The 18,171-nt window shown below is 68.6% G+C and carries 14 protein-coding genes; 7 read left to right on the forward strand and 7 right to left on the reverse strand.

Annotated elements, in window-relative coordinates:
- Positions 1–255 precede the first annotated feature (255 nt).
- The 3 genes from gyrB to dnaA form a co-directional block, all read right to left on the reverse strand.
- Positions 256–2,769 carry a DNA topoisomerase (ATP-hydrolyzing) subunit B gene (gene gyrB, locus AC1Q7O_RS26830; protein WP_492662295.1) on the reverse strand — a complete coding sequence of 838 codons (2,514 nt, stop codon included), beginning with the start codon at positions 2,767–2,769 and terminating at the stop codon, positions 256–258.
- Between the two features lie 109 nt (positions 2,770–2,878).
- Complete coding sequence (gene dnaN / locus AC1Q7O_RS26835) at positions 2,879–3,991, reverse strand: DNA polymerase III subunit beta (protein ID WP_492662294.1); 1,113 nt, start codon at positions 3,989–3,991, stop codon at positions 2,879–2,881.
- A gap of 160 nt (positions 3,992–4,151) precedes the next feature.
- On the reverse strand, positions 4,152–5,609 hold the full coding sequence (gene dnaA / locus AC1Q7O_RS26840; RefSeq protein WP_492662293.1) for a chromosomal replication initiator protein DnaA: 1,458 nt from the start codon (positions 5,607–5,609) through the stop codon (positions 4,152–4,154).
- Positions 5,610–5,942: 333 nt separating this feature from the next.
- On the opposite strand from dnaA, the gene rpmH reads away from it, so the two are divergent.
- The 6 genes from rpmH (at position 5,943) to AC1Q7O_RS26870 (ending at position 11,431) form a co-directional block, all read left to right on the forward strand.
- The gene (gene rpmH, locus AC1Q7O_RS26845) at positions 5,943–6,077 is read left to right on the forward strand and encodes a 50S ribosomal protein L34 (protein WP_054021782.1); all 135 of its coding nucleotides are present in this window, start codon (positions 5,943–5,945) and stop codon (positions 6,075–6,077) included.
- A gap of 51 nt (positions 6,078–6,128) precedes the next feature.
- The gene (locus AC1Q7O_RS26850; protein ID WP_492662292.1) at positions 6,129–6,620 is read left to right on the forward strand and encodes a ribonuclease P protein component; all 492 of its coding nucleotides are present in this window, start codon (positions 6,129–6,131) and stop codon (positions 6,618–6,620) included.
- Complete coding sequence (yidD, locus tag AC1Q7O_RS26855; protein ID WP_492662291.1) at positions 6,617–6,937, forward strand: membrane protein insertion efficiency factor YidD; 321 nt, start codon at positions 6,617–6,619, stop codon at positions 6,935–6,937. The genes AC1Q7O_RS26850 and yidD overlap by 4 nt, the downstream gene beginning before the upstream one ends.
- Positions 6,930–8,648, forward strand: coding sequence for a membrane protein insertase YidC (yidC, locus tag AC1Q7O_RS26860; RefSeq protein ID WP_492662290.1), 1,719 nt, complete (start codon positions 6,930–6,932; stop codon positions 8,646–8,648). The genes yidD and yidC overlap by 8 nt, the downstream gene beginning before the upstream one ends.
- Positions 8,649–8,849: 201 nt before the next feature.
- A complete protein-coding gene (gene mnmE, locus AC1Q7O_RS26865; protein WP_492662289.1) occupies positions 8,850–10,214 on the forward strand; it encodes a tRNA uridine-5-carboxymethylaminomethyl(34) synthesis GTPase MnmE in 1,365 nt (454 codons plus the stop codon).
- A gap of 131 nt (positions 10,215–10,345) precedes the next feature.
- The gene (locus tag AC1Q7O_RS26870) at positions 10,346–11,431 is read left to right on the forward strand and encodes a PD-(D/E)XK nuclease family protein (RefSeq protein ID WP_492662775.1); all 1,086 of its coding nucleotides are present in this window, start codon (positions 10,346–10,348) and stop codon (positions 11,429–11,431) included.
- 485 nt (positions 11,432–11,916) lie between these two features.
- On the opposite strand, the gene pelA is transcribed toward AC1Q7O_RS26870, so the two are convergent.
- A complete protein-coding gene (pelA, locus tag AC1Q7O_RS26875; RefSeq protein WP_492662288.1) occupies positions 11,917–13,179 on the reverse strand; it encodes a pectate lyase in 1,263 nt (420 codons plus the stop codon).
- Entirely contained in the window at positions 13,176–15,332 is a 2,157-nt protein-coding gene (locus tag AC1Q7O_RS26880) for a hypothetical protein (protein WP_492662287.1), read from the reverse strand. The genes pelA and AC1Q7O_RS26880 overlap by 4 nt, the downstream gene beginning before the upstream one ends.
- A 141-nt stretch (positions 15,333–15,473) precedes the next feature.
- On the opposite strand from AC1Q7O_RS26880, the gene AC1Q7O_RS26885 reads away from it, so the two are divergent.
- Positions 15,474–16,787 (forward strand): alkaline phosphatase family protein, encoded by a 1,314-nt coding sequence (locus AC1Q7O_RS26885; protein WP_492662286.1) that lies wholly within the window; start codon positions 15,474–15,476, stop codon positions 16,785–16,787.
- Here AC1Q7O_RS26885 and AC1Q7O_RS26890 read toward each other — a convergent pair.
- Complete coding sequence (locus tag AC1Q7O_RS26890) at positions 16,774–17,694, reverse strand: SMP-30/gluconolactonase/LRE family protein (protein WP_492662285.1); 921 nt, start codon at positions 17,692–17,694, stop codon at positions 16,774–16,776. The two genes, AC1Q7O_RS26885 and AC1Q7O_RS26890, sit on opposite strands and share 14 nt — an antisense overlap.
- Positions 17,691–18,167 (reverse strand): acyl-CoA thioesterase, encoded by a 477-nt coding sequence (locus tag AC1Q7O_RS26895; RefSeq protein WP_268167467.1) that lies wholly within the window; start codon positions 18,165–18,167, stop codon positions 17,691–17,693. Before AC1Q7O_RS26895 ends, AC1Q7O_RS26890 begins: the two co-directional genes overlap by 4 nt.
- Between the last annotated feature and the right edge of the window lie 4 nt (positions 18,168–18,171).

Below are 18,171 nucleotides of genomic sequence, written 5' to 3' on the forward strand. Positions count from 1 at the left end.
GGCAGTGTGTTTGCGTGGGTCAGTTTTGCGCGAGCATCACCCCGGTTGGCGGGTCAGTTTTCGGCGAGCGTCAACAGAATCGACGGCGAACCCGCGCTTTCATCCTGGCGTTGCAGGCGTCGATCAGCTCCCGCCAATCGCGATCGCGACGGGGCCCAAGAAGGGCCTGTCGGATGTTGGTTTCACCCCGATTGCGTCGGAGCGGCAGGACTTTGCCGTCGATTCGGCAAAACTTTGCTCACGGCCACACACAGATCAAACGTCGATATTGCCCGCACGCAGCGCGTTAGTCTCGATGAAGTCGCGTCGCGGCTCGACCTCGTCGCCCATCAGCATCGTGAACACCTTGTCCGCCTCGATGGCGTCGTCGATCTGCACGCGCAGCAGGCGGCGCACCGTGGGGTCCATCGTCGTTTCCCACAGCTGCTCGGGGTTCATCTCGCCCAGGCCCTTGTAGCGCTGGCGGCCGACGCTGCCTTCGGCCTGGCTCATCAGCCAAGCCATGGCGGCGCGGAAGTCGTCGACCTTGTGTTCCTTGGCCTTCTCGCCCTCGCCCTTGCGCACAATGGCGCCGGGCTGGATCAGCCCCTGGAAGCTCAGGCCGGCGTCAGCCAGCACTTCGTAGTCGGCGCCGTGCACGAAGTCGGCGGAGATGACGCTGGCGCGCACGTTGCCGTGGTGGGTGCGGGCGATCTTCAGGAAGAACTTGTCGGTGCGCGGGTCGGTCTCGACCGTCACCTCGGCGTGGTGCAACCGGCTCTTCAGCGCTGCGGCGCTGGCTTCGGCGTCTTCGCGGGTGTCGACCTTCAGCGCCAGGCCATTGGCCAGCACGTGCAGGGCCTCGCCGTCCATCCAGTTGGACAGGCGCTCGATGACGCTCTGCGCGGTGACGTACTTGCGGGCCAGCGTGTCCAGCGCGTCGCCGGTCAGCGTGGCACCGGCACCGGTGTCCAGGTGCGCGTCCTGCAGCGCGACCTTGAGCAGGAAGGCGTCGAACTCGTGGCCGTCCTTGAGGTACTGCTCGTGCTTGCCGACCTTGACCTTGTACAGCGGCGGCTGCGCGATGTAGATGTGGCCGCGCTCCACGAGCTCGGGCATCTGGCGGTAGAAGAAAGTCAGCAGCAGCGTGCGGATGTGGGCGCCGTCCACGTCCGCGTCGGTCATGATGATGATGCGGTGGTAGCGGAGCTTGTCGGGGTTGAAGTCGTCGCTGCCGGCGCCGCGGCCGATGCCGGTGCCCAACGCTGTGATCAGCGTGATGATTTCATTGCTGGTCAGCAGCTTCTCGTAGCGGGCCTTCTCGACGTTCAGGATCTTGCCGCGCAGCGGCAGGATGGCCTGGAACTTTCGGTCTCGGCCCTGCTTGGCGGAGCCACCGGCGGAGTCACCCTCCACGATGTAGATTTCGCAGAGCGACGGGTCCTTTTCCTGGCAATCGGCCAGCTTGCCGGGCAGGCCCAGGCCGTCGAGCACGCCCTTGCGGCGCGTCATCTCGCGGGCCTTGCGGGCGGCCTCGCGGGCGCGGGCGGCGTCAAGGATCTTGCTGCAGATCATCTTGGCGTCGAGCGGGTTCTCCAGCAGGTAGTCGGTCAGCAGGCGGCTGACGATGTCCTCCACCGGGCCGCGCACTTCCGACGAGACCAGCTTGTCCTTGGTCTGCGAGCTGAACTTGGGCTCGGGCACCTTGACGGACACGACGCAGGCGAGGCCTTCGCGCATGTCGTCACCGGCAACTTCGACCTTGGCCTTCTTGGCCAGCTCGTTGTCGTCGATGTACTTGTTGATGACGCGGGTCATCGCGGCGCGCAGGCCGGTCAGGTGGGTGCCGCCGTCACGCTGCGGGATGTTGTTGGTGAAGCAGAGGACGTTCTCGTTGAAGCCGTCGTTCCACTGCATGGCCACTTCGACGCCGACGTTGGTGCCCTGGTCGCTGATCTTGTCGCCCTGCGCGTGGAAGATGTTCGGGTGCAGCGTCGTCTTGCCCTTGTTGATGAACTCGACGAAGCCCTTCACGCCGCCCGCGTAGGCGAAGTTGTCTTCCTTGTTGTTGCGCTCGTCGACGAGGCGGATCTTGACGCCGTTGTTCAGGAACGAGAGCTCGCGCAGGCGCTTGGCAAGGATGTCGTAGTGGTAGTCGTTGTTCTCTTTGAAGATCTCGGTGTCGGGCAGGAAGTGGACTTCCGTGCCGCGCTTGTCGGTCTCGCCGATGATCTTCATCGGGCGGGTCTCGAAGCCGTCGACCATGACGCTTTCGCCGTCCTGCGGGATGCCCTTGGCGAACTCCAGGAAGTGCACCTTGCCGTTCTGGCGCACGGTCAGGCGCAGGAACTTGGAGAGGCCGTTCACGCAGGACACGCCCACGCCGTGCAGGCCGCCGGAGACCTTGTACGAGTTCTGGTTGAACTTGCCGCCGGCGTGCAGTTCGGTCAGCGCGATCTCGGCGGCCGAGCGCTTGGGCTCGTGCTTGTCGTCCATCTTGACGCCGGTGGGGATGCCGCGGCCGTTGTCGATGACGGAGATGGAGTTGTCGGTGTGGATGGTGACGACGATGTCGTCGCAGTGGCCGGCCAGCGCCTCGTCGATGGAGTTGTCGACCACCTCGAACACGAGGTGGTGCAGGCCCGTGCCGTCCGACGTGTCGCCGATGTACATACCCGGGCGCTTGCGCACCGCTTCCAGGCCTTCCAGGATCTGGATGGAGCTGGCGTCGTAGGCCGCAGGTTGCGGAGCCGGTGCGGGAGTGTTCTCGGGGGTGACGCTATCGCTCATCGGGGACTTTCAGGGCCGCAACGCGGCCGGTACAACTCTCAAACCAGAACCCCCCGCTTGGCGGGGGGCAGGGGGTGCGGAACATTCGGCAGGATGCTGAAGCGGATCGCTAGATCCGCATCGGCATGACGACGTACTTGAACCCGGTCGTGTCGGGGATGGTCAGCAGCGCGCTGGAGGCGCTGTCGTTGAGGTCGATGCAGACCATGTCCTGGCTCATGTTGGACAGCGCGTCCATCAGGTAGGTCACGTTGAAGCCGGTCTCGATCTTGTCGCCGCCGTAGTCGATCTCGATCTCTTCCTTGGCCTCTTCCTGCTCGGCGTTGCTGGACGCGATGGACAGCAGGCCCGGCTCGAAGGTCAGGCGCACGGCCTTGAACTTCTCGCTGGTCAGGATGGCGGCGCGCTGCAGGCTGGCCAGCAGCGGCGCGCGGCCCAGCGTCAGGCGGAACTTATGGTTCTTGGGGATGACGCGGTTGTAGTCGGGGAACTTGCCCTCGACCAGTTTGGTCACGAACTCCATGCCCGAGAAGCTGAACTTGGCCTGGTTGCCGGCAAAGCGCATCTCGATGGCATCGTCGTCCTTGCCGTCCTTCAGCAGGCGCTGCAGCTCCAGCACCGTCTTGCGCGGCAGGATGACTTCCTGCTTGGGGATGTCGGTGTCCAGCTCGGCCTGGGCCAGCGCCAGGCGGTGGCCGTCGGTGGCCACGAGCGTCAGGTTCTTGCCTTCGGCGACGAACAGGATGCCGTTGAGGTAGTAGCGAATGTCATGCACCGCCATCGCGAAGTGCACCTGGTTGATCAGGCCCTTCAGTGCCTTCTGCGGCACGCTGAACGCGGGGCCGAAGTCGGCGGCTTCCTGCACCAGCGGGAAGTCGTCGGCCGGCAGCGTCTGCAGCGTGAAGCGGCTCTTGCCGCCCTGCAGCGTCATCTTGTTCTGGTTGCTCGTCAGGCTGACGGTCGCGTCACTGGGCAGCGCGCGCAGGATGTCGATCAGCTTGCGGGCGCCGACGGTGGTGTTCAGGTTGCCGGCGTCGCCGTCGAACTGCACCGTCGTGCGCACCTGGATCTCGAGGTCGCTCGTCGTCAGCTCCACCTGGTTGCCGGTCTTGCGGATCAGCACGTTGGCCAGGATGGGCAGCGTGTGGCGCCGCTCGACGATGCCGGACACCGCCTGCAGCGCGCCGAGCACCTGGTCCTGGGGAGCTTTCAAAACGATCATGAGGGCCTCTTTGGAGGATCTTTGGGAGGATTTCTTGCTGGGCGCAGACCCAGAAAACGCGCGCGCGCGTAAAGCTGCGATTGTCGCCCGGAAAGGGTGCGCCGCCGGCCAAGGCGGCAGTTCTGGAGGCTACGGGACAACCCGTAGCCCGCCACCACGCTCAGCCCTTGAGCGTCTGCTCCAGCACGTGCAGCTGCTGGTTCAGCTCGGTGTTCTTCTGGCGCTCGCCGCCGATCTTGCGCACCGCGTGCAGCACGGTCGTGTGGTCACGCCCGCCGAACAGCTCGCCGATCTCGGGCAGGCTCTTCTGCGTGAGCTCCTTGGCCAGGTACATCGCGATCTGGCGCGGCCGGGCGATGCTGGCCGGGCGCTTCTTGGAGTACATGTCGGCGACCTTGATCTTGTAGAAGTCGGCCACCGTCTTCTGGATGTTCTCCACACCGATCTGGCGGTTCTGGATGGACAGGAGGTCCTTCAGCGCCTCGCGGGCCAGCGTGATGCTGATCTCCTTGTGCGAGAACTTGGCGTAGGCCAGCACCTTGCGCAGCGCGCCCTCCAGCTCGCGCACGTTGGCGCGCACGTTCTTGGCGACGAAGAAGGCCACGTCCTCGGGCATGGGTGCGCCCTCGGCAATCGCCTTCTTGATCAGGATGGCGACACGCATCTCCAGCTCGGGCGGCTCGATGGCCACCGTCAGGCCGGCGTCGAAGCGGCTGGTCAGGCGCTCGTCGATGTCCACCAGCCCCTTGGGGTAGGTGTCCGACGTCATGATGATGTGCGCCTTCTTGGCCAGCAGCGCCTCGAAGGCGTTGAAGAACTCCTCCTGGGTGCGGTCCTTGCCGGCGAAGAACTGCACGTCGTCGATCAGCAGCAGGTCCAGCGAGTGGTACTTGGCCTTGAGCTCGTCAAAGGTCTTGCGCTGGTAGTTCTTGACGACGTCCGAGATGAACTGCTCGGCGTGCAGGTACAGCACGCGGGCGTCGGGGCGGTCCTTCAGCAGCGCGTTGCCGACGGCGTGGATCAGGTGGGTCTTGCCCAGGCCCACGCCGCCGTAGATGAACAGCGGGTTGTAGGTGACGCCAGGCGCGCCAGCCACATGCAGCGCGGCGGTGCGCGCCATCTGGTTGGCGCGGCCGGGCACCAGCGTGTCGAAGGTCAGCTGCGGATTGATGCGGTGCTTGGCCGAGGCCGGCGCCTGCGAAGGCAGCATGACGGGCGCTGCGGGCGGCTGCACGACGGGCCGCAGGGCCGCGCTGGGCTCGGGCGGCAGCAGGGATGGCTGCTGCGGCACCACGGCCGCGGGGGCCGGCACGGCAATCGCCGCCGCCGACGCATCGCGCGCGGCCAGCGCCAGCTCCAGCCGCGTCGGGCGGCCGGCCAGCTCGGTCAGGATGGCCTCGATGCGGGCCGCGTACTGGCGACGGATCCAGTCGCGCTTGAAATGGTTGGGCACCTTCAACGTGGCCACCAGCGCGCTGGCCGCATCGGCACCCTCGCCGGCCACGGTGGCGGGCGGCAGCGGGCGAATCCAGGTGTTGAATTGCTGCTCGGGCAGTTCGGTGGCCAGGCGCTCGCAACCGCGCCGCCAGAGGTCCGAAGCCCATTCCGCCGTGTTCATGCCCGCTGTCACCTGCATCCCATCCGCCCTGTTGTGTTCTTCTAGGCTCATTGTGGAAAACTTGTTTTCGAGCAGCCGGATTGTACGGAGTCGGCGCCCGCCAGACCGGGGGTTATCCACAGAATTTCGAAGGGGGTCAATCCCTGGCAAACCCGCCTTGAGACCGGCAACTTATTGACCGACGCCGCGTCATCTGCTGTAATGCCGGGTTTTCGCGCATTGGCGAGTCATTGCCGTGCGCCCGTCGGCCGGGGTCTCTCAGGGGGCGTCGGCGCCATTGCCGGGTGCCAACCGCTGCGCCCAGCCTGAACAAACCCTCCAAAGAGGTTCCCCATGAAGCGTACTTACCAAGCCTCCAAGACCCGCCGCGCCCGCACCCACGGCTTCCTCGTGCGCATGAAGACGCGTGGCGGCCGTGCCGTCATCGCCGCTCGCCGCGCCAAGGGCCGCAAGCGCCTGGCCGTCTAAGGTCTTGTCGCACAAGGCGGTGCTCCGCGCCGCCTGCCTGCCGGGCACCTGATGATCGGTCGCATCCAACGCCCGGTGGATTTCGAGCGGGTGCTCGCCCGCCCGAGCCGCTCCCGCAGCGCGCATTTCGCGTTGCACCACCTCTCGGCCGATCCGGCGCCCAGCGCCTGGCATGCGGCCAAGTTGCGCACAGCCCAAGCTGAGTTATCAACAGATGACTCACAGGATGCGCACACCCCTGTGGAGCAAGCGCCACCCATCGAGTCCCTGATTGCTGTCGAGGGCTGCTGGGTGGGCATGGTCGTGCCCAAGCGGCACGCCAAGCGCTCGGTGACGCGTCAGCTCTTGAAGCGCCAGATTCGCGCCGCATTTGCCGAACGCCCCGGCATGCCGCCGGGTTTGTGGGTCGTGCGCTTGCGTTCACCGTTTGACCGCCAGAAGTTCCCCAGCGCCGCGTCCGACGCGCTGCGCGCGGCTGCGCGCGCCGAGCTGGCCCAGCTGCTGGACCGTGTGCTCGCGCCCAAGGCGGGGAAGCCGGCATGACGCCCAGCTGGCCCGCCCGCGCGTTGATGGCCGTCGTTCGCGGCTACCGCCTCATGCTCAGCCCGTGGCTGGGCAACGCCTGCCGGTTCGAGCCGACCTGCTCGCGCTACTCGCTGGCCGCGCTGGAAAAACACGGCGCGCTGGCCGGCAGCTACCTGACCGTGCACCGCATCCTGCGCTGCGCGCCGTGGTGCGACGGCGGGCACGACCCCGTGCCTGACAATCCGCCGCGGTTGTTCAGCCGCCTCCTCTCCTCCACCTCCACGGTGCGCGCCTGCGCGTCGTCCTCTTCCTCGTCCGAGTCTCCCCATGACTGATATTCGCCGCACCGTGCTGTGGGTGGTGTTCACCATGTCCCTCGTCCTGCTGTGGGACGGCTGGCAAAAGCACAACGGGCATCCCTCGATGTTCAGCCCGGCCCCGAAGGCCGCCGCCACCGCGCCCACCGGCGCCGCCGCCAGCGGCGTGCCGGCCGCGACGTCGGCCACCGGCGGCGCCCAGGCTGCGGCCAACACCGCCGCCCCGGCTGCTGCGCCGTCCGAGAAGGTCACGATCCGCACCGACGTGCTGACGGTCACCGTCGACACGCTGGGCGGCGACATCGTCCGCGCCGAGCTGCCCAAGTACCTCACTTCACCCGACCCGACGGTGACGGACCAGCTGCTGCAGATGGTGCATCTGCAGAAGAAGCCCGAGTTCACGCCCGAGCCGGTCGTGCTGTTCAACGCGGCGCAGCACTACCGCGCCCAGACCGGCCTGGTGGGCGGCAGCGGCCCGCTGCCGACGCACAACACGCCGATGACGGCCGTCGAAGGTCCGCGCGAGCTGGAAGCCGGCAAGGACGAGGTCAAGTTGCGGCTGGAATCGGCCGAGGTCGGCGGCGTCAAGCTGGTCAAGACCTACACGTTCAAGCGCGGCGCCTACACGGTGGGCGTTTCGCACGAGGTCATCAATGCCGGCGCCGCACCGGTCACGCCGCAGGTCTACCTGCAGCTCGTGCGCGACGGCTCCACCGTCACCGGCGGCGCGGCCTTCACGCCCAGCTTCACCGGCCCGGCCGTCTACAACGACAAGGCCAAGTTCAAGACCATCAAGTTCGAGGACATCGACAAGAACAAGGTCGACATCGAGAAGCATGCCAACGACGGCTGGGTCTCGATGGTGCAGCACTACTTCGCCAGCGCCTGGCTGGTGAACGAGCCGGGCAACCGCGAGTTCTTCGTGCAGAAGCGTCCGGGCACCGTTGGCGTCTCGCCTGACACCTACGCCACCGGCATGGTGTTCACGCTGCCCACGCTGGCGCCCGGCGCCAGCACGACGCAGAACGCCACGCTGTTCGCCGGCCCGCAGGAGGAGAACAACCTCGCCAAGCTGGCCACCGGCCTGGAGCGCGTCAAGGACTACGGCATGCTGACCATCCTGGCCGAGCCGCTGTTCTGGCTGCTGGACAAGCTGCACGGCTTCATCGGCAACTGGGGCTGGACCATCGTCGCGCTGGTGCTGCTGCTGAAGATCGCGCTGTACGGCCTGAACGCCAGCGCCTACAAGTCCATGGCCCGCATGAAGGCCGTGGCGCCCCGCATCAACGACATGAAGGAGCGCCTGAAGGACAAGCCGCAGGAAATGCAGCAGGAGATGATGAAGATCTACCGCGAGGAGAAGATCAACCCCATCGGCGGCTGCCTGCCCATCTTCCTGCAGATGCCCATCTTCATGGCGCTGTACTGGGTGCTGCTGTCCACGGTCGAGATGCGCCAGGCGCCGTGGATGCTGTGGATCACCGACCTGTCGGTGCGCGACCCCTACTTCATCCTGCCGCTGCTGATGATGCTGTCCAGCCTGTTCCAGGTCTGGCTCAACCCGCCGGCAGCCGACCCGATGCAGCAAAAGATGATGTGGATCATGCCCGTCGCCTTCGGCATCATGTTCTTCGTCTTCCCGGCCGGCCTGGTGCTGTACTGGCTGACGAACAACATCCTGTCGATCGCGCAGCAGTGGATGATCAACAGACAATTGGGCGTGAACTGAATCACGTGAATCTGCACAGCCCCCGCGCCCGGGGGCTTTTTTGTGCCCGCGCGTAGCAGTTCAATGGCGACGCGGGGCAGAGAACACCGGCCCGGACGAGCCTCACGAGAGCGCTCGAACCTGGCCTCCCCCGCGCCAACACCTGAAACAGCCGCTCACCCGAGCGGCTGTTTCTTTTTCGGCGCCGCGACAATCGCGCTCATGCTCGCCCGACACGCCGACCCCATCGCCGCCATCGCCACCGCCCCCGGGCGCGGCGCCGTGGGCATCGTGCGGGTGTCGTCGCCGCAGGCCCTGACACCGCTGATCGAGGCCGTCTGCGGCCGCGCGCTGAAGGCCCGCGAGGCGACCTACCTGCCGTTCCGCGACGCGGCCGGCATGGCCATCGACCAGGGGCTGGCGCTGCACTTCCCGGCGCCGCATTCCTACACCGGCGAGCACGTGCTTGAGCTCCAGGCCCACGGCGGCGCGGTTGTCATGCAACTGCTGCTGGCGCGCGTCATCGAGGCTGGCCTGAATGTGCGGCTGGCCGAGCCGGGCGAGTTCACGCAGCGCGCCTTCATGAACGGCAAGCTGGACCTGGCGCAGGCCGAGGCCGTGGCCGACCTCATCGACGCCAGCACCGAAGCCGCAGCGCGCAGCGCCAGCCGCGCTTTAGGCGGGGCGCTCAGCCACGAGGTTGGCGTGCTGCGAGACCAGCTCATCCAGCTGCGCATGCTGGTGGAGGCAACGCTGGACTTCCCCGAGGAGGAGATCGACTTCCTGGAGAAGGCCGACGCGTTCGGGCGGCTGGACCGCCTGACGGCGCAACTGAGCGCCGTCCAGGCCCGCACGCGCCAGGGCGCGCTGCTGCGCGACGGCCTCAAAGTCGTGCTCGCCGGCCAGCCCAACGTGGGCAAGAGCTCGCTGCTGAACGCGCTGGCCGGCGCCGAGCTGGCCATCGTCACGCCCATCCCCGGCACGACACGCGACAAGGTCAGCCAGACCATCCAGATCGAAGGCGTGCCGCTGCACATCACCGACACGGCCGGCCTGCGCGACGAGACGGCCGACGAGGTCGAGCGCATCGGCGTGTCGCGCTCGTGGGATGCCATTGCGGACGCCGACGTCGTGCTGTTCCTGCACGACCTGGGCCGCGTGGGCCAGCCCGACTACGAGGCCGAGGACGAGCGCATCCGCGCGCGGCTGGCTGCTGTCGACTCAAGCCGCATCGTGCAGGTGTTCAACAAGGCCGACCTCGCGGCAGCACCCGAGGGCGAGATCGCACTGAGCCTGAAGACCGGCGACGGCCTGGAGGCGCTGCGCCAGCGCCTGCTGAAGACGGCCGGCTGGCAGGCCGTGCCGGAAGGCCTGTTCATCGCCCGCGAGCGCCATGTGCAGGCACTCGCGCGCACGGCGGAGCACCTCGAACTGGCCCGCGCCATCGCCGAGCAGCGCGACGCAGCGCTGGACCTGCTGGCCGAGGAGCTGCGCCTGGCCCACGACGCGCTGGGAGAGATCACCGGCGCGTTCTCGGCGGACGAACTGCTGGGGGTGATCTTCAGCAGCTTCTGCATTGGCAAATAGACGCTCTGCCGATGGCACAAGACACCGCCGCCACGCTCCGGACGCCCAGCGCCGCACAGGTCAGAGCCTTCTTGAACGACAAGGCTGTGCAGCAGTTTCAGGCTGGCTACACGGGCCGTTAGCTGCTGGAGATCGCCTATCCCACCGAAGTCCCGCAGGCGCGCATCCTGCAATGGCTGTTCGACCCGTCGAGCGAGCATGGGCTAGGCGACCAGGCGCTCAAGGCACTGCTCAAGGCGGCGCGAACCCGGGCCCCGCTCCTCGCCGATGTGGCGCGTCTGGCGCGCCTGAGTTGGAAGTCTGCGGTGGTGTGCCAGGAATTCAGCATCGGCATGCGGCGCTGCGATCTCGTGGTGGTGAACCCCAAGGCTAAGGCGATCATCGCCATCGAACTCAAGACGGGCGCCAAGCTCAGTGACCAGCAGTTGCCGGACTACAAGAACGGGCTCGACCGGGATTTCAAGGGTTGGGCGGTGGTCCACGTCCTGCTGGATTCGGAGTCACGCAACCACGCCCAGGCACGCAAGGACGGATGGATTCCGCTGGACTTCGAGTGGCTTCGCGGCTTCCTGACCGGGTTGCACCTGGACCGACGCCGCCAGAGTGCCGGCCTGCAGGCGCTCAGGTCCTACGCGAGCTACCTCGTTCGCCGCGATCACGAGGCCGGCGAGCAGGCGATACGCATTGCCCACGCCCACCCGGCCGTGCTGCGCTGGATGCGGCGGCTGGAGGACCAAAGCTGGGCCCACGCCTTCACGCATGTCGCCAACGACGGCCTGCTGCGCATCGACGCGATGTATCTGCGCGACTGGCAGCGCTGGAGCGAAGTGATAGGGTACCTCTGGTGTGCCCCGCTTTGCGCCGCGGCGCTGGACCGGGGGCTGCGCATCGAGTACGGCCGCAAGCACCTGTATTTCAACCATCCCCGATGGGACTCGCTCAGCAACACGCCCGGCTCAGGCTTGTGGCCCTTCTGCATCCAGGTGAGGCCCGGCGCGGACGCCGATGACATCGAAGTACTGAGCTACGCCCGACCCAGCCAATTCCAAACGAAGGCTGCACGGCGATTCGTCGAAGCGCTCCATCTCACCAAGCTGCCGGCGCAGTCCCGGCGCCTAGGCGGCGTGGTCAAGACGTCGCGCCAGCAATGGCCCAAGGCTCTGGACGCACAACTGGAAAAGCTGAACGACTGGCACGCTTCGCTGTCCGAGGGGTGACGCTGAACGGCGCGGCTACTTGTCGGCGCTGGTGAAGTTCATCTTGCCTCTGGCCTCGACGTCGTCGCGCAGGAAGGCATCGAAGAAGGAGTTCCTGACTATAGGCCTCGCGTTCGGCGGCGGGGCTCAGCTGAAGCTTCTCGCCGGGCAGCTCCACCGCCCACACAGGCCCGCCCAGGCGGCGCACGCTGTCGGCAGAGACGGCTGAGTCCTCGTCAGCATAGACCGCGAAGACCAGCGCCTTCACAGCGGCCAGGCCCTCGAACTCACGGCCCAGATGCCAGGCCGCGGTCTGGCAAGGCCAGACACCGAAGGTCTTGCCCATGAAGGGCACCAGGCCGAAGCCGGCCTTGATGCGCGGGTCGCGCGGGGTACCTCGGGCCCACGCCGCCCGGCAGGGCCAGCACGGTCAGGTCGCCGTCGATGGCGGAGCCGAAGACGAGGTCCTGCAGCACGTGGTCCAGCGCGGCGCGCACGCCCGGCTGCTAGGGGTTGGCCTGCTTCCAGGCCGGGTAGGCCTCCAGCGCCCGCTGCGGCCAAATTCCCCACCAGGCATAGCCGTTGCGGCGGCCCTTGGAGATCTCGTTGACGTCGTCGTGGATGGTCTTGCCCCAGTCGCCGAAGATGGGGCGGCCGGTGGAGATGTCGTACAGCCGCGCCCACAGCGGGCCGGCGCCGGGTTGCGGCACGAGCTGGCGGCCGTCGGGCGTCATCGTGAAGGCGTGGTCGCGCAGCGCGTGGGCCTGCAGCCAGGCGATGCCGGCCTCGACGGCCGCCTTGATCGCGGGCGTGGGGCGCGGCTGCTGCATCAGGAACAGCAGCACGCCGGCGCTCTCGGCGCTGGCCAGGCCGCGCGGCTCGTAGTTGCGGGCGGAGATGGGCGCCAGCGTCAGGGCGTCCACCTGCTGCGGCCACAGCGTCAAGCGGCCGTCCACCTTGACCTGCGCGACGAGCAGCACGTCGACTGCCCGCGCTGCCGCCGCGCGCGCCTGGCGGCGCAGCGGCTCGGGCACGAAGGCGAAGCCGGGCGCGCCGTCGGCCACGTCCTGCAGCAGCCGCGCGGCCTCGGCCACGGCGTCGTCGTTGAAGGTGATGCCGTCGTGGAAGCCGCCTTCCAGCGGGTAGTTCTGCGGCCAGCCGCCGTTGGGGTATTGGGCCATCAGCAGGTAGCCGATGCCCCGCAGGATGGCCGCACGGTAGGCGTCGCCGGGGCGCTGCTGGTTCACGCGGGCGAGGAAGCGGATCTCGCTGTGCGTGGCGTCGTTGTCCAGCGTGCCGACGAAGGTCCAGAAGCGGTCGCGCGGCTCGTCGAAGCTGCCGGTGCCGACGGTCATGGTCTCGGCATCGTTGGCGTAGCGCTGGCCCGGACGGCGCGGCGGGCCGCGGCGGTCCTGGTTCTTGCTCCAGCCGCCGCTGGGGGTCTGGAAGCTGAGGATGGTTGCGGCGATGCGGGCCGCGTCGTCGGCGGCGTACCAGGCCGGTTCGCGGTCCAGCGGCGCGTTCATCTTGCCGGCGGTGGGCGGGGGCGGCACGGCATCGCCGGCCTTCAGCTCGCGGGCCAACGTGGCGCGGTCAAGCGCCATCTGGCGGTCGGAGCGGTCGAGGTAGGCCTGCCAGGCCGGGCGCTGCGCGGCGGGCAGCTCGGCCAGGCGGGCGGCGCTCATCTCGGGCGCGGGCGTGTTGTGGCCGATGACGGCGGCGACCACGGCGCCGGGCAGCAGCGCGAGGAGGAGGACGAAACGCTTCATGGCAGGGGCAGTAGGCCTTCGGCGCGCAGGTCCCAGGCGCCGTCCTTGGGGAAGCCGGGGGCGGGTCCGGCCGGGGCGCCGTCCCAGCCGCCGGCCATCAGGCCCAGCGCCATCAGGTAGGCAGCGTTGGTGGGCAGGTAGGCCACGGCACCCTCGGGGTCGCGCGGGCGGCGGCTGTAGCCGCTGGGCATGAAGCGGGCCGACGGCGCGGTGTTGGCGAGGATGGCCACGGCACGCTCGGGCTCGCCAAGCCGCGCCGCCGTCAGCGCGCCCTGCCCCATCTGCCAGCTGACCCAGCCGCCGTCGGCGCCACGCTGCTCGTGCACGGCATGGAAAGTGCGGCGCGCGGTCTCGGTGTCGATGACCGGTGAGGCCGGCAGGTAACCCAGGGCCAGCAGCATGGACGACGGCGCGCCCTGCTTGCCGGGCCGGAAGATGTCGCGGATGCCAGCGATTTCCAGGTACTTGCCGTCTTGCTGAGGCGGCGGCGCGAGGTGCTGGAGCACGTCGTCCCAGTGCGGCTCGGGGGCCAGGCCCTGGCGCTGGCGCCACTGCTGCGCCACACGCAGGCCGTAGTGCCAGAAGGCCAGCTCGAAGGTCGGATCGCGCACCAGCTCGACGGAGGTGCTCTCGCTGACGTTCTTCAGCGGAGGCCCCAGGTGGTAGGTGCCGGTGGCCGGGTCGCGCTGCGCGAACGAGGCCAGGAACTTGGCGGACTGGGCCACCAGCTCGCCGTAGCGCTGCAGCGTGGCCTTGGTCGGCCTGGCGCGGTAGACCAGCTCGGCCAGGTAGATGGGGTTGGGCTGGTTCCAGATGATGTAGGGGTTGATGGCGCCCGGCGTGGGGCGGCCGTCCAGGCCCGACATCTTGGGCCAGCGCACGCCGTCAAAGCCTTCGCTCTTCGCCTGCGCGATGCCCTTGGGCAACTGCGCCAGGTACCAGGCCAGGCCCTTCTCCAGCAGGTCCACATGGCCCCATTGGTAGAACTGCGCGGCGTGGAAGACGTAGACCTCGGAGTTGTGCTTGCCGAACCAGCTCAGGTGCTGCAGCCCGGTCTCGGCGGGCGGGAAGCTGCCAGCGTAGTTGACCCGCATCAGGTACAGCGACTGGATGGCGCGGCGCTCGATCTCCCTGGCGCGCCGGTCGGCGGCGGTGCCGAGGTCCACCATGCCGCCCTTCGTCCAGTAGTCGTGCCAGGCCTGCCTCGACGACGCCAGCGTGCTGTCGACGGTCTCCTCGGGCGCCGGATGCTCGGCGTCGACAAACGCAGCCGTGAAGGCGAGCGTGTCGCCGCCTGTCGCACGCAGGCGGAAGTCGTGCGGCGCGGCCAGCTGCGGCGTGGAGGCGCTCACCAGCTCGGCCGGCGTGTGCCAGCGCAGTTCGGTGTCGTAGCGCGTGCCGTCGGCCTCGCGGGCGATGCGGGCGTGGCCGGGGCCGACCTGAGTCAGCGTGCTGCGGTGGCGCTCGGGCTGCTCCCAGATGAAGGGCGGCTTGTGCGCTATTGAACTGCGGTAGGCATACGGGAAGCGCACGCGCACCTGAAGGTCTCCGCTGGCGATCAGCGGGGAGCGCGCCTGCACGGCCAGCACGGCGGCCTGGCCGTGGGCGGCCGTCGTCACTTCCAGCGGTTGGCCGCGCACCAGCAGCCGGCTGATGACGATGCCGGTCCACAGGTCCAGCGTCTGGTGGATACCGGCGATGTCCTCGCTGCGCAGCACCTCGCCGAACAGCGTGAACTGGAACTGGCCCAGCGGCATGGGCTGGGGGTTCTCGCGGAAGTAGCGACCGGCGGGCGTGTTCTGCTGCGTGGGATAGAGGATCTGCCGGCCGTGGAAGGGCACCGGCGCCAATGTGTCCTCGAAGCGCAGGCCGTCGGGGTTGGGGAAGCTGTGCCAGCTCCACGTGTTGCGCGTCTCCAGCGGCAGGCCGTTGTCGTAGTAGAGGCGCTCCAGCGTCTGCAGGCCGGTCACGTCGACGGTGACGGCGAAGTCGCCGTTGCCGACGGTCAGCGCGGACTCGGGGTTAAGGCCGGTGTTGCGCACCGCATGGCGGGCGACGACGGCCGCGCGGTCGATCGCGCCAGCAAGCTCGGCGGCCTGCAGGGCCGAGGCTGAGACGGACAGCAGCAAGGGCAACAGCAGGCGGGCGAGCATGGGGCACTGTCGCCGAGATCGCCGGACCCATTCACGCAAGCGCTTGATCGGTTGGCGCGGCAGGGCGGGCGCCAGCGAGGAGAAGGGTGTGCCCGGCGACCGACGCTACAGTGAACGGTCATTCATTTTTCAGCGCCTCTCATGCCGACACCCCTCCGTGATGCCCGGCCCTGGCCCGGCGCGTCCGCCGCCGCTGCAGCCCTGCTGGCTGCGGCCGCGCTGACCCTGGCCGGCTGCGCCACCCAGGCCACGCCCGCCGCCGCTGCCGCCACGCCGGCCGCTGCCGAGCAGCGCGCCCCTGTGACCCTGCTCGTGTCCATCGACGGCTTCCGCGAGGACTACCTGCGCCGCGGCGTGACCCCCACGCTGTCGCAACTGGCTGCCGGTGGCGTCACGGCGGTCATGCACCCGTCGTTTCCGACAAAGACCTTCCCCAACCACTGGACGCTGGTGACCGGCCTGCGCCCGGACCGCCACGGCATCGTCGGCAACCGCATGGAGTCGCCCGAGCGCAAGGCACCCTTCACGATGGCCACGGACGACCCGTGGTGGTGGAACGGCGCCACGCCGATCTGGGTGGATGCCGAGAAGGCCGGGCTGCGCACGGCCGTCATGTTCTGGCCGGGCGCCAACGTCGCCATCGGCAGCATGGAAGACGCCGAAGGCCGCAAGCAGGTGCAGGGCACGCGGCCGTCGGACTGGATGCAGTACCACCAGGCCATCACCGACGTGCAGCGCGTGAACACGGTGCTGGACTGGCTGCGCCGGCCGGCGGAGATCCGCCCGAAGTTCCTGACGGTGTACTTCGAGCGGGTCGACGCCGCCGGCCACGACCACGGGCCGGACAGCGCGCAGACCACGCAGGCCGTGGCCGAGGTCGACGCGTCGGTGCGCGCGCTGCTGGCCGGCCTGAAGGAGCTGGGCCAGCCAGCCAATCTCGTCATCGTGGCAGACCACGGCATGGCCGCCACCAGCAGCGAGCGCACGATCGCGCTCGACAAGCTGGTCAACCCCAAGCTGTACCACCTCGTCGAGACCGGCACCTTCGCCAGCGTGGCGCCGCTGCCCGGCATGGAGAAGCAGGTCGAGGACGCGCTGCTGGTGCCGCACGAGCACATGCAGTGCTGGCGCAAGGCCGACATCCCGGCGCGCTTTCACTACGGCTCGAACCCGCGCATTCCGCCCATCCTGTGCCTGGCCGACCCTGGCTGGCTGGTGCTGGCCAGCGCGCCGCGCACGGCCGCCACCGGCGGCAACCATGGCTACGACCACATGGCGGTGGAGATGAACTCGCTGTTCATCGCCAACGGCCCCGCCTTCGCGACAGGCCGCGTGCTGCCGGACCTCGACAACGTCGAGGTCTACCCGCTGCTGCGCCAGCTGATCGGGCTGCCGGCGGCCACCGGCGTGGATGGCGACGGCGCGGTGTTCCGCAGCGCCTTCAGTCGTCGTTGAACAGCGTCTCCGCCAGGTACAGCCCCGCGGCGACGGGCATGCCGAACAAGCTGCCCGACTGGGGCATGGCCATCAGCTCGGCGCTGCTCAGGCCCACGCGCGCGGTCGTCACGGTGAGGTGGTCGCCGTTCGGGCCGCCGAGGGCGGGGCAGGTCACGTCGCGCACCGGCACGCTGTAGCGGGCCAGCAGGCGGCCGTCCGGCGCGTAGCGGGCCACGGCGCCATTGCCCCATTCGGCGTTCCACAGGCAGCCCTGGGCGTCGACGGTGGAGCCGTCGGGCTCGGCGGCGTCGACGTCCTTCTTCACGAACAGCCGCGGCTCGCTGACGCGGGCGCTGGCCGAGTCGTAGTCGCACACCATGATGCGGCGCGTCGGCGAGTCGCAGTAGTACAGGCGCCGGCCGTCGGGGCTGAAGCAGATGCTGTTGGCGATGGCCACGCCGTCCAGCGGCAGGCGGCGCAGGCCGCGCGCACGGCTGTACTGGTAGAAGCCGCCGATGGTGCGGCGCGGTTCGGCCTCGTCCAGCGTGCCCACTACCAGCGCGCCGTGGCGGTCGCAGCGGCCGTCGTTGGCACGCGTGGTGGCCAGCTGTGCCTCCAGCGGCGCGAGCTCCTCGGGCTGGGCGTCGATGACGCCGACGGCCTGCAGGTCGGGCAGCACCAACCGCGCGATGCGCTTGGCCATGGCCAGGATGAGCGCGCCGGAGCGGGCATGCACGAAGCAGCCTACGCGCTCGGGCAGGCGCACCTGCAGCGTGGTGGCGGCGCCGGGCGTCCACGCGTGGATGCACGAGCCCTGGATATCGGTCCACCACCAGCGGCCGCTGGCGGCGTGCCATTGCAGGCCTTCGCCGAGGCTGTTGGCCTGGGCCAGGGCGAGGGTGAAGGGGTGTTCGTGCTTGCTCATGCGGACGGGGTGTCGGTGCGGGATTCGAGGGCGGCGCGGGCCTGCTTGCGCGCGATGGCCGAGGCGTGGCGCTGGCGCTCCTCGGGCGTGAAGGGGCGCAGCGGCGGCACGGGCACGGGCTTGTTGTCGTCGCCCACGGCCACCATCGTGAAGTAGCAGCTGTTCACATGCCGCGACTCCTGCGTGCGGATGTTCTCGGCGACGACCTTGATGCCCACTTCCATCGACGAGGTGCCGGTGTGGTTGACGCTGGCCAGGAAGGTGACGAGCTCGCCCACATGGATGGGCTGGCGGAAGATGACGCGGTCCACCGACAGCGTGACGACGTAGCGCCCGGCATAGCGGCTGGCGCAGGCGTAGGCCACCTGGTCCAGCAGCTTGAGGATGTTGCCGCCGTGCACGTTGCCGGAGAAATTGGCGGTGTCCGGCGTCATCAGCACGGTCATCGTCAGCTGGTGGGCGGGCAGGTCCATCGTC

It is taken from the genome of Roseateles sp. GW823-FHT07B05 (assembly GCF_058794515.1).

What these genes read in the sequence shown, in the direction of transcription:
- gyrB (WP_492662295.1), bottom strand. Translation starts at nt 2,769, where the DNA reads ATGAGCGATAGCGTCACCCCCGAGAACACTCCCGCACCGGCTCCGCAA.
- dnaN (WP_492662294.1), bottom strand. Translation starts at nt 3,991, where the DNA reads ATGATCGTTTTGAAAGCTCCCCAGGACCAGGTGCTCGGCGCGCTGCAG.
- dnaA (WP_492662293.1), bottom strand. Translation starts at nt 5,609, where the DNA reads ATGAACACGGCGGAATGGGCTTCGGACCTCTGGCGGCGCGGTTGCGAG.
- rpmH (WP_054021782.1), top strand. Translation starts at nt 5,943, where the DNA reads ATGAAGCGTACTTACCAAGCCTCCAAGACCCGCCGCGCCCGCACCCAC.
- AC1Q7O_RS26850 (WP_492662292.1), top strand. Translation starts at nt 6,129, where the DNA reads ATGATCGGTCGCATCCAACGCCCGGTGGATTTCGAGCGGGTGCTCGCC.
- yidD (WP_492662291.1), top strand. Translation starts at nt 6,617, where the DNA reads ATGACGCCCAGCTGGCCCGCCCGCGCGTTGATGGCCGTCGTTCGCGGC.
- yidC (WP_492662290.1), top strand. Translation starts at nt 6,930, where the DNA reads ATGACTGATATTCGCCGCACCGTGCTGTGGGTGGTGTTCACCATGTCC.
- mnmE (WP_492662289.1), top strand. Translation starts at nt 8,850, where the DNA reads ATGCTCGCCCGACACGCCGACCCCATCGCCGCCATCGCCACCGCCCCC.
- pelA (WP_492662288.1), bottom strand. Translation starts at nt 13,179, where the DNA reads ATGAAGCGTTTCGTCCTCCTCCTCGCGCTGCTGCCCGGCGCCGTGGTC.
- AC1Q7O_RS26880 (WP_492662287.1), bottom strand. Translation starts at nt 15,332, where the DNA reads ATGCTCGCCCGCCTGCTGTTGCCCTTGCTGCTGTCCGTCTCAGCCTCG.
- AC1Q7O_RS26885 (WP_492662286.1), top strand. Translation starts at nt 15,474, where the DNA reads ATGCCGACACCCCTCCGTGATGCCCGGCCCTGGCCCGGCGCGTCCGCC.
- AC1Q7O_RS26890 (WP_492662285.1), bottom strand. Translation starts at nt 17,694, where the DNA reads ATGAGCAAGCACGAACACCCCTTCACCCTCGCCCTGGCCCAGGCCAAC.
- AC1Q7O_RS26895 (WP_268167467.1), bottom strand. Translation starts at nt 18,167, where the DNA reads ATGGACCTGCCCGCCCACCAGCTGACGATGACCGTGCTGATGACGCCG.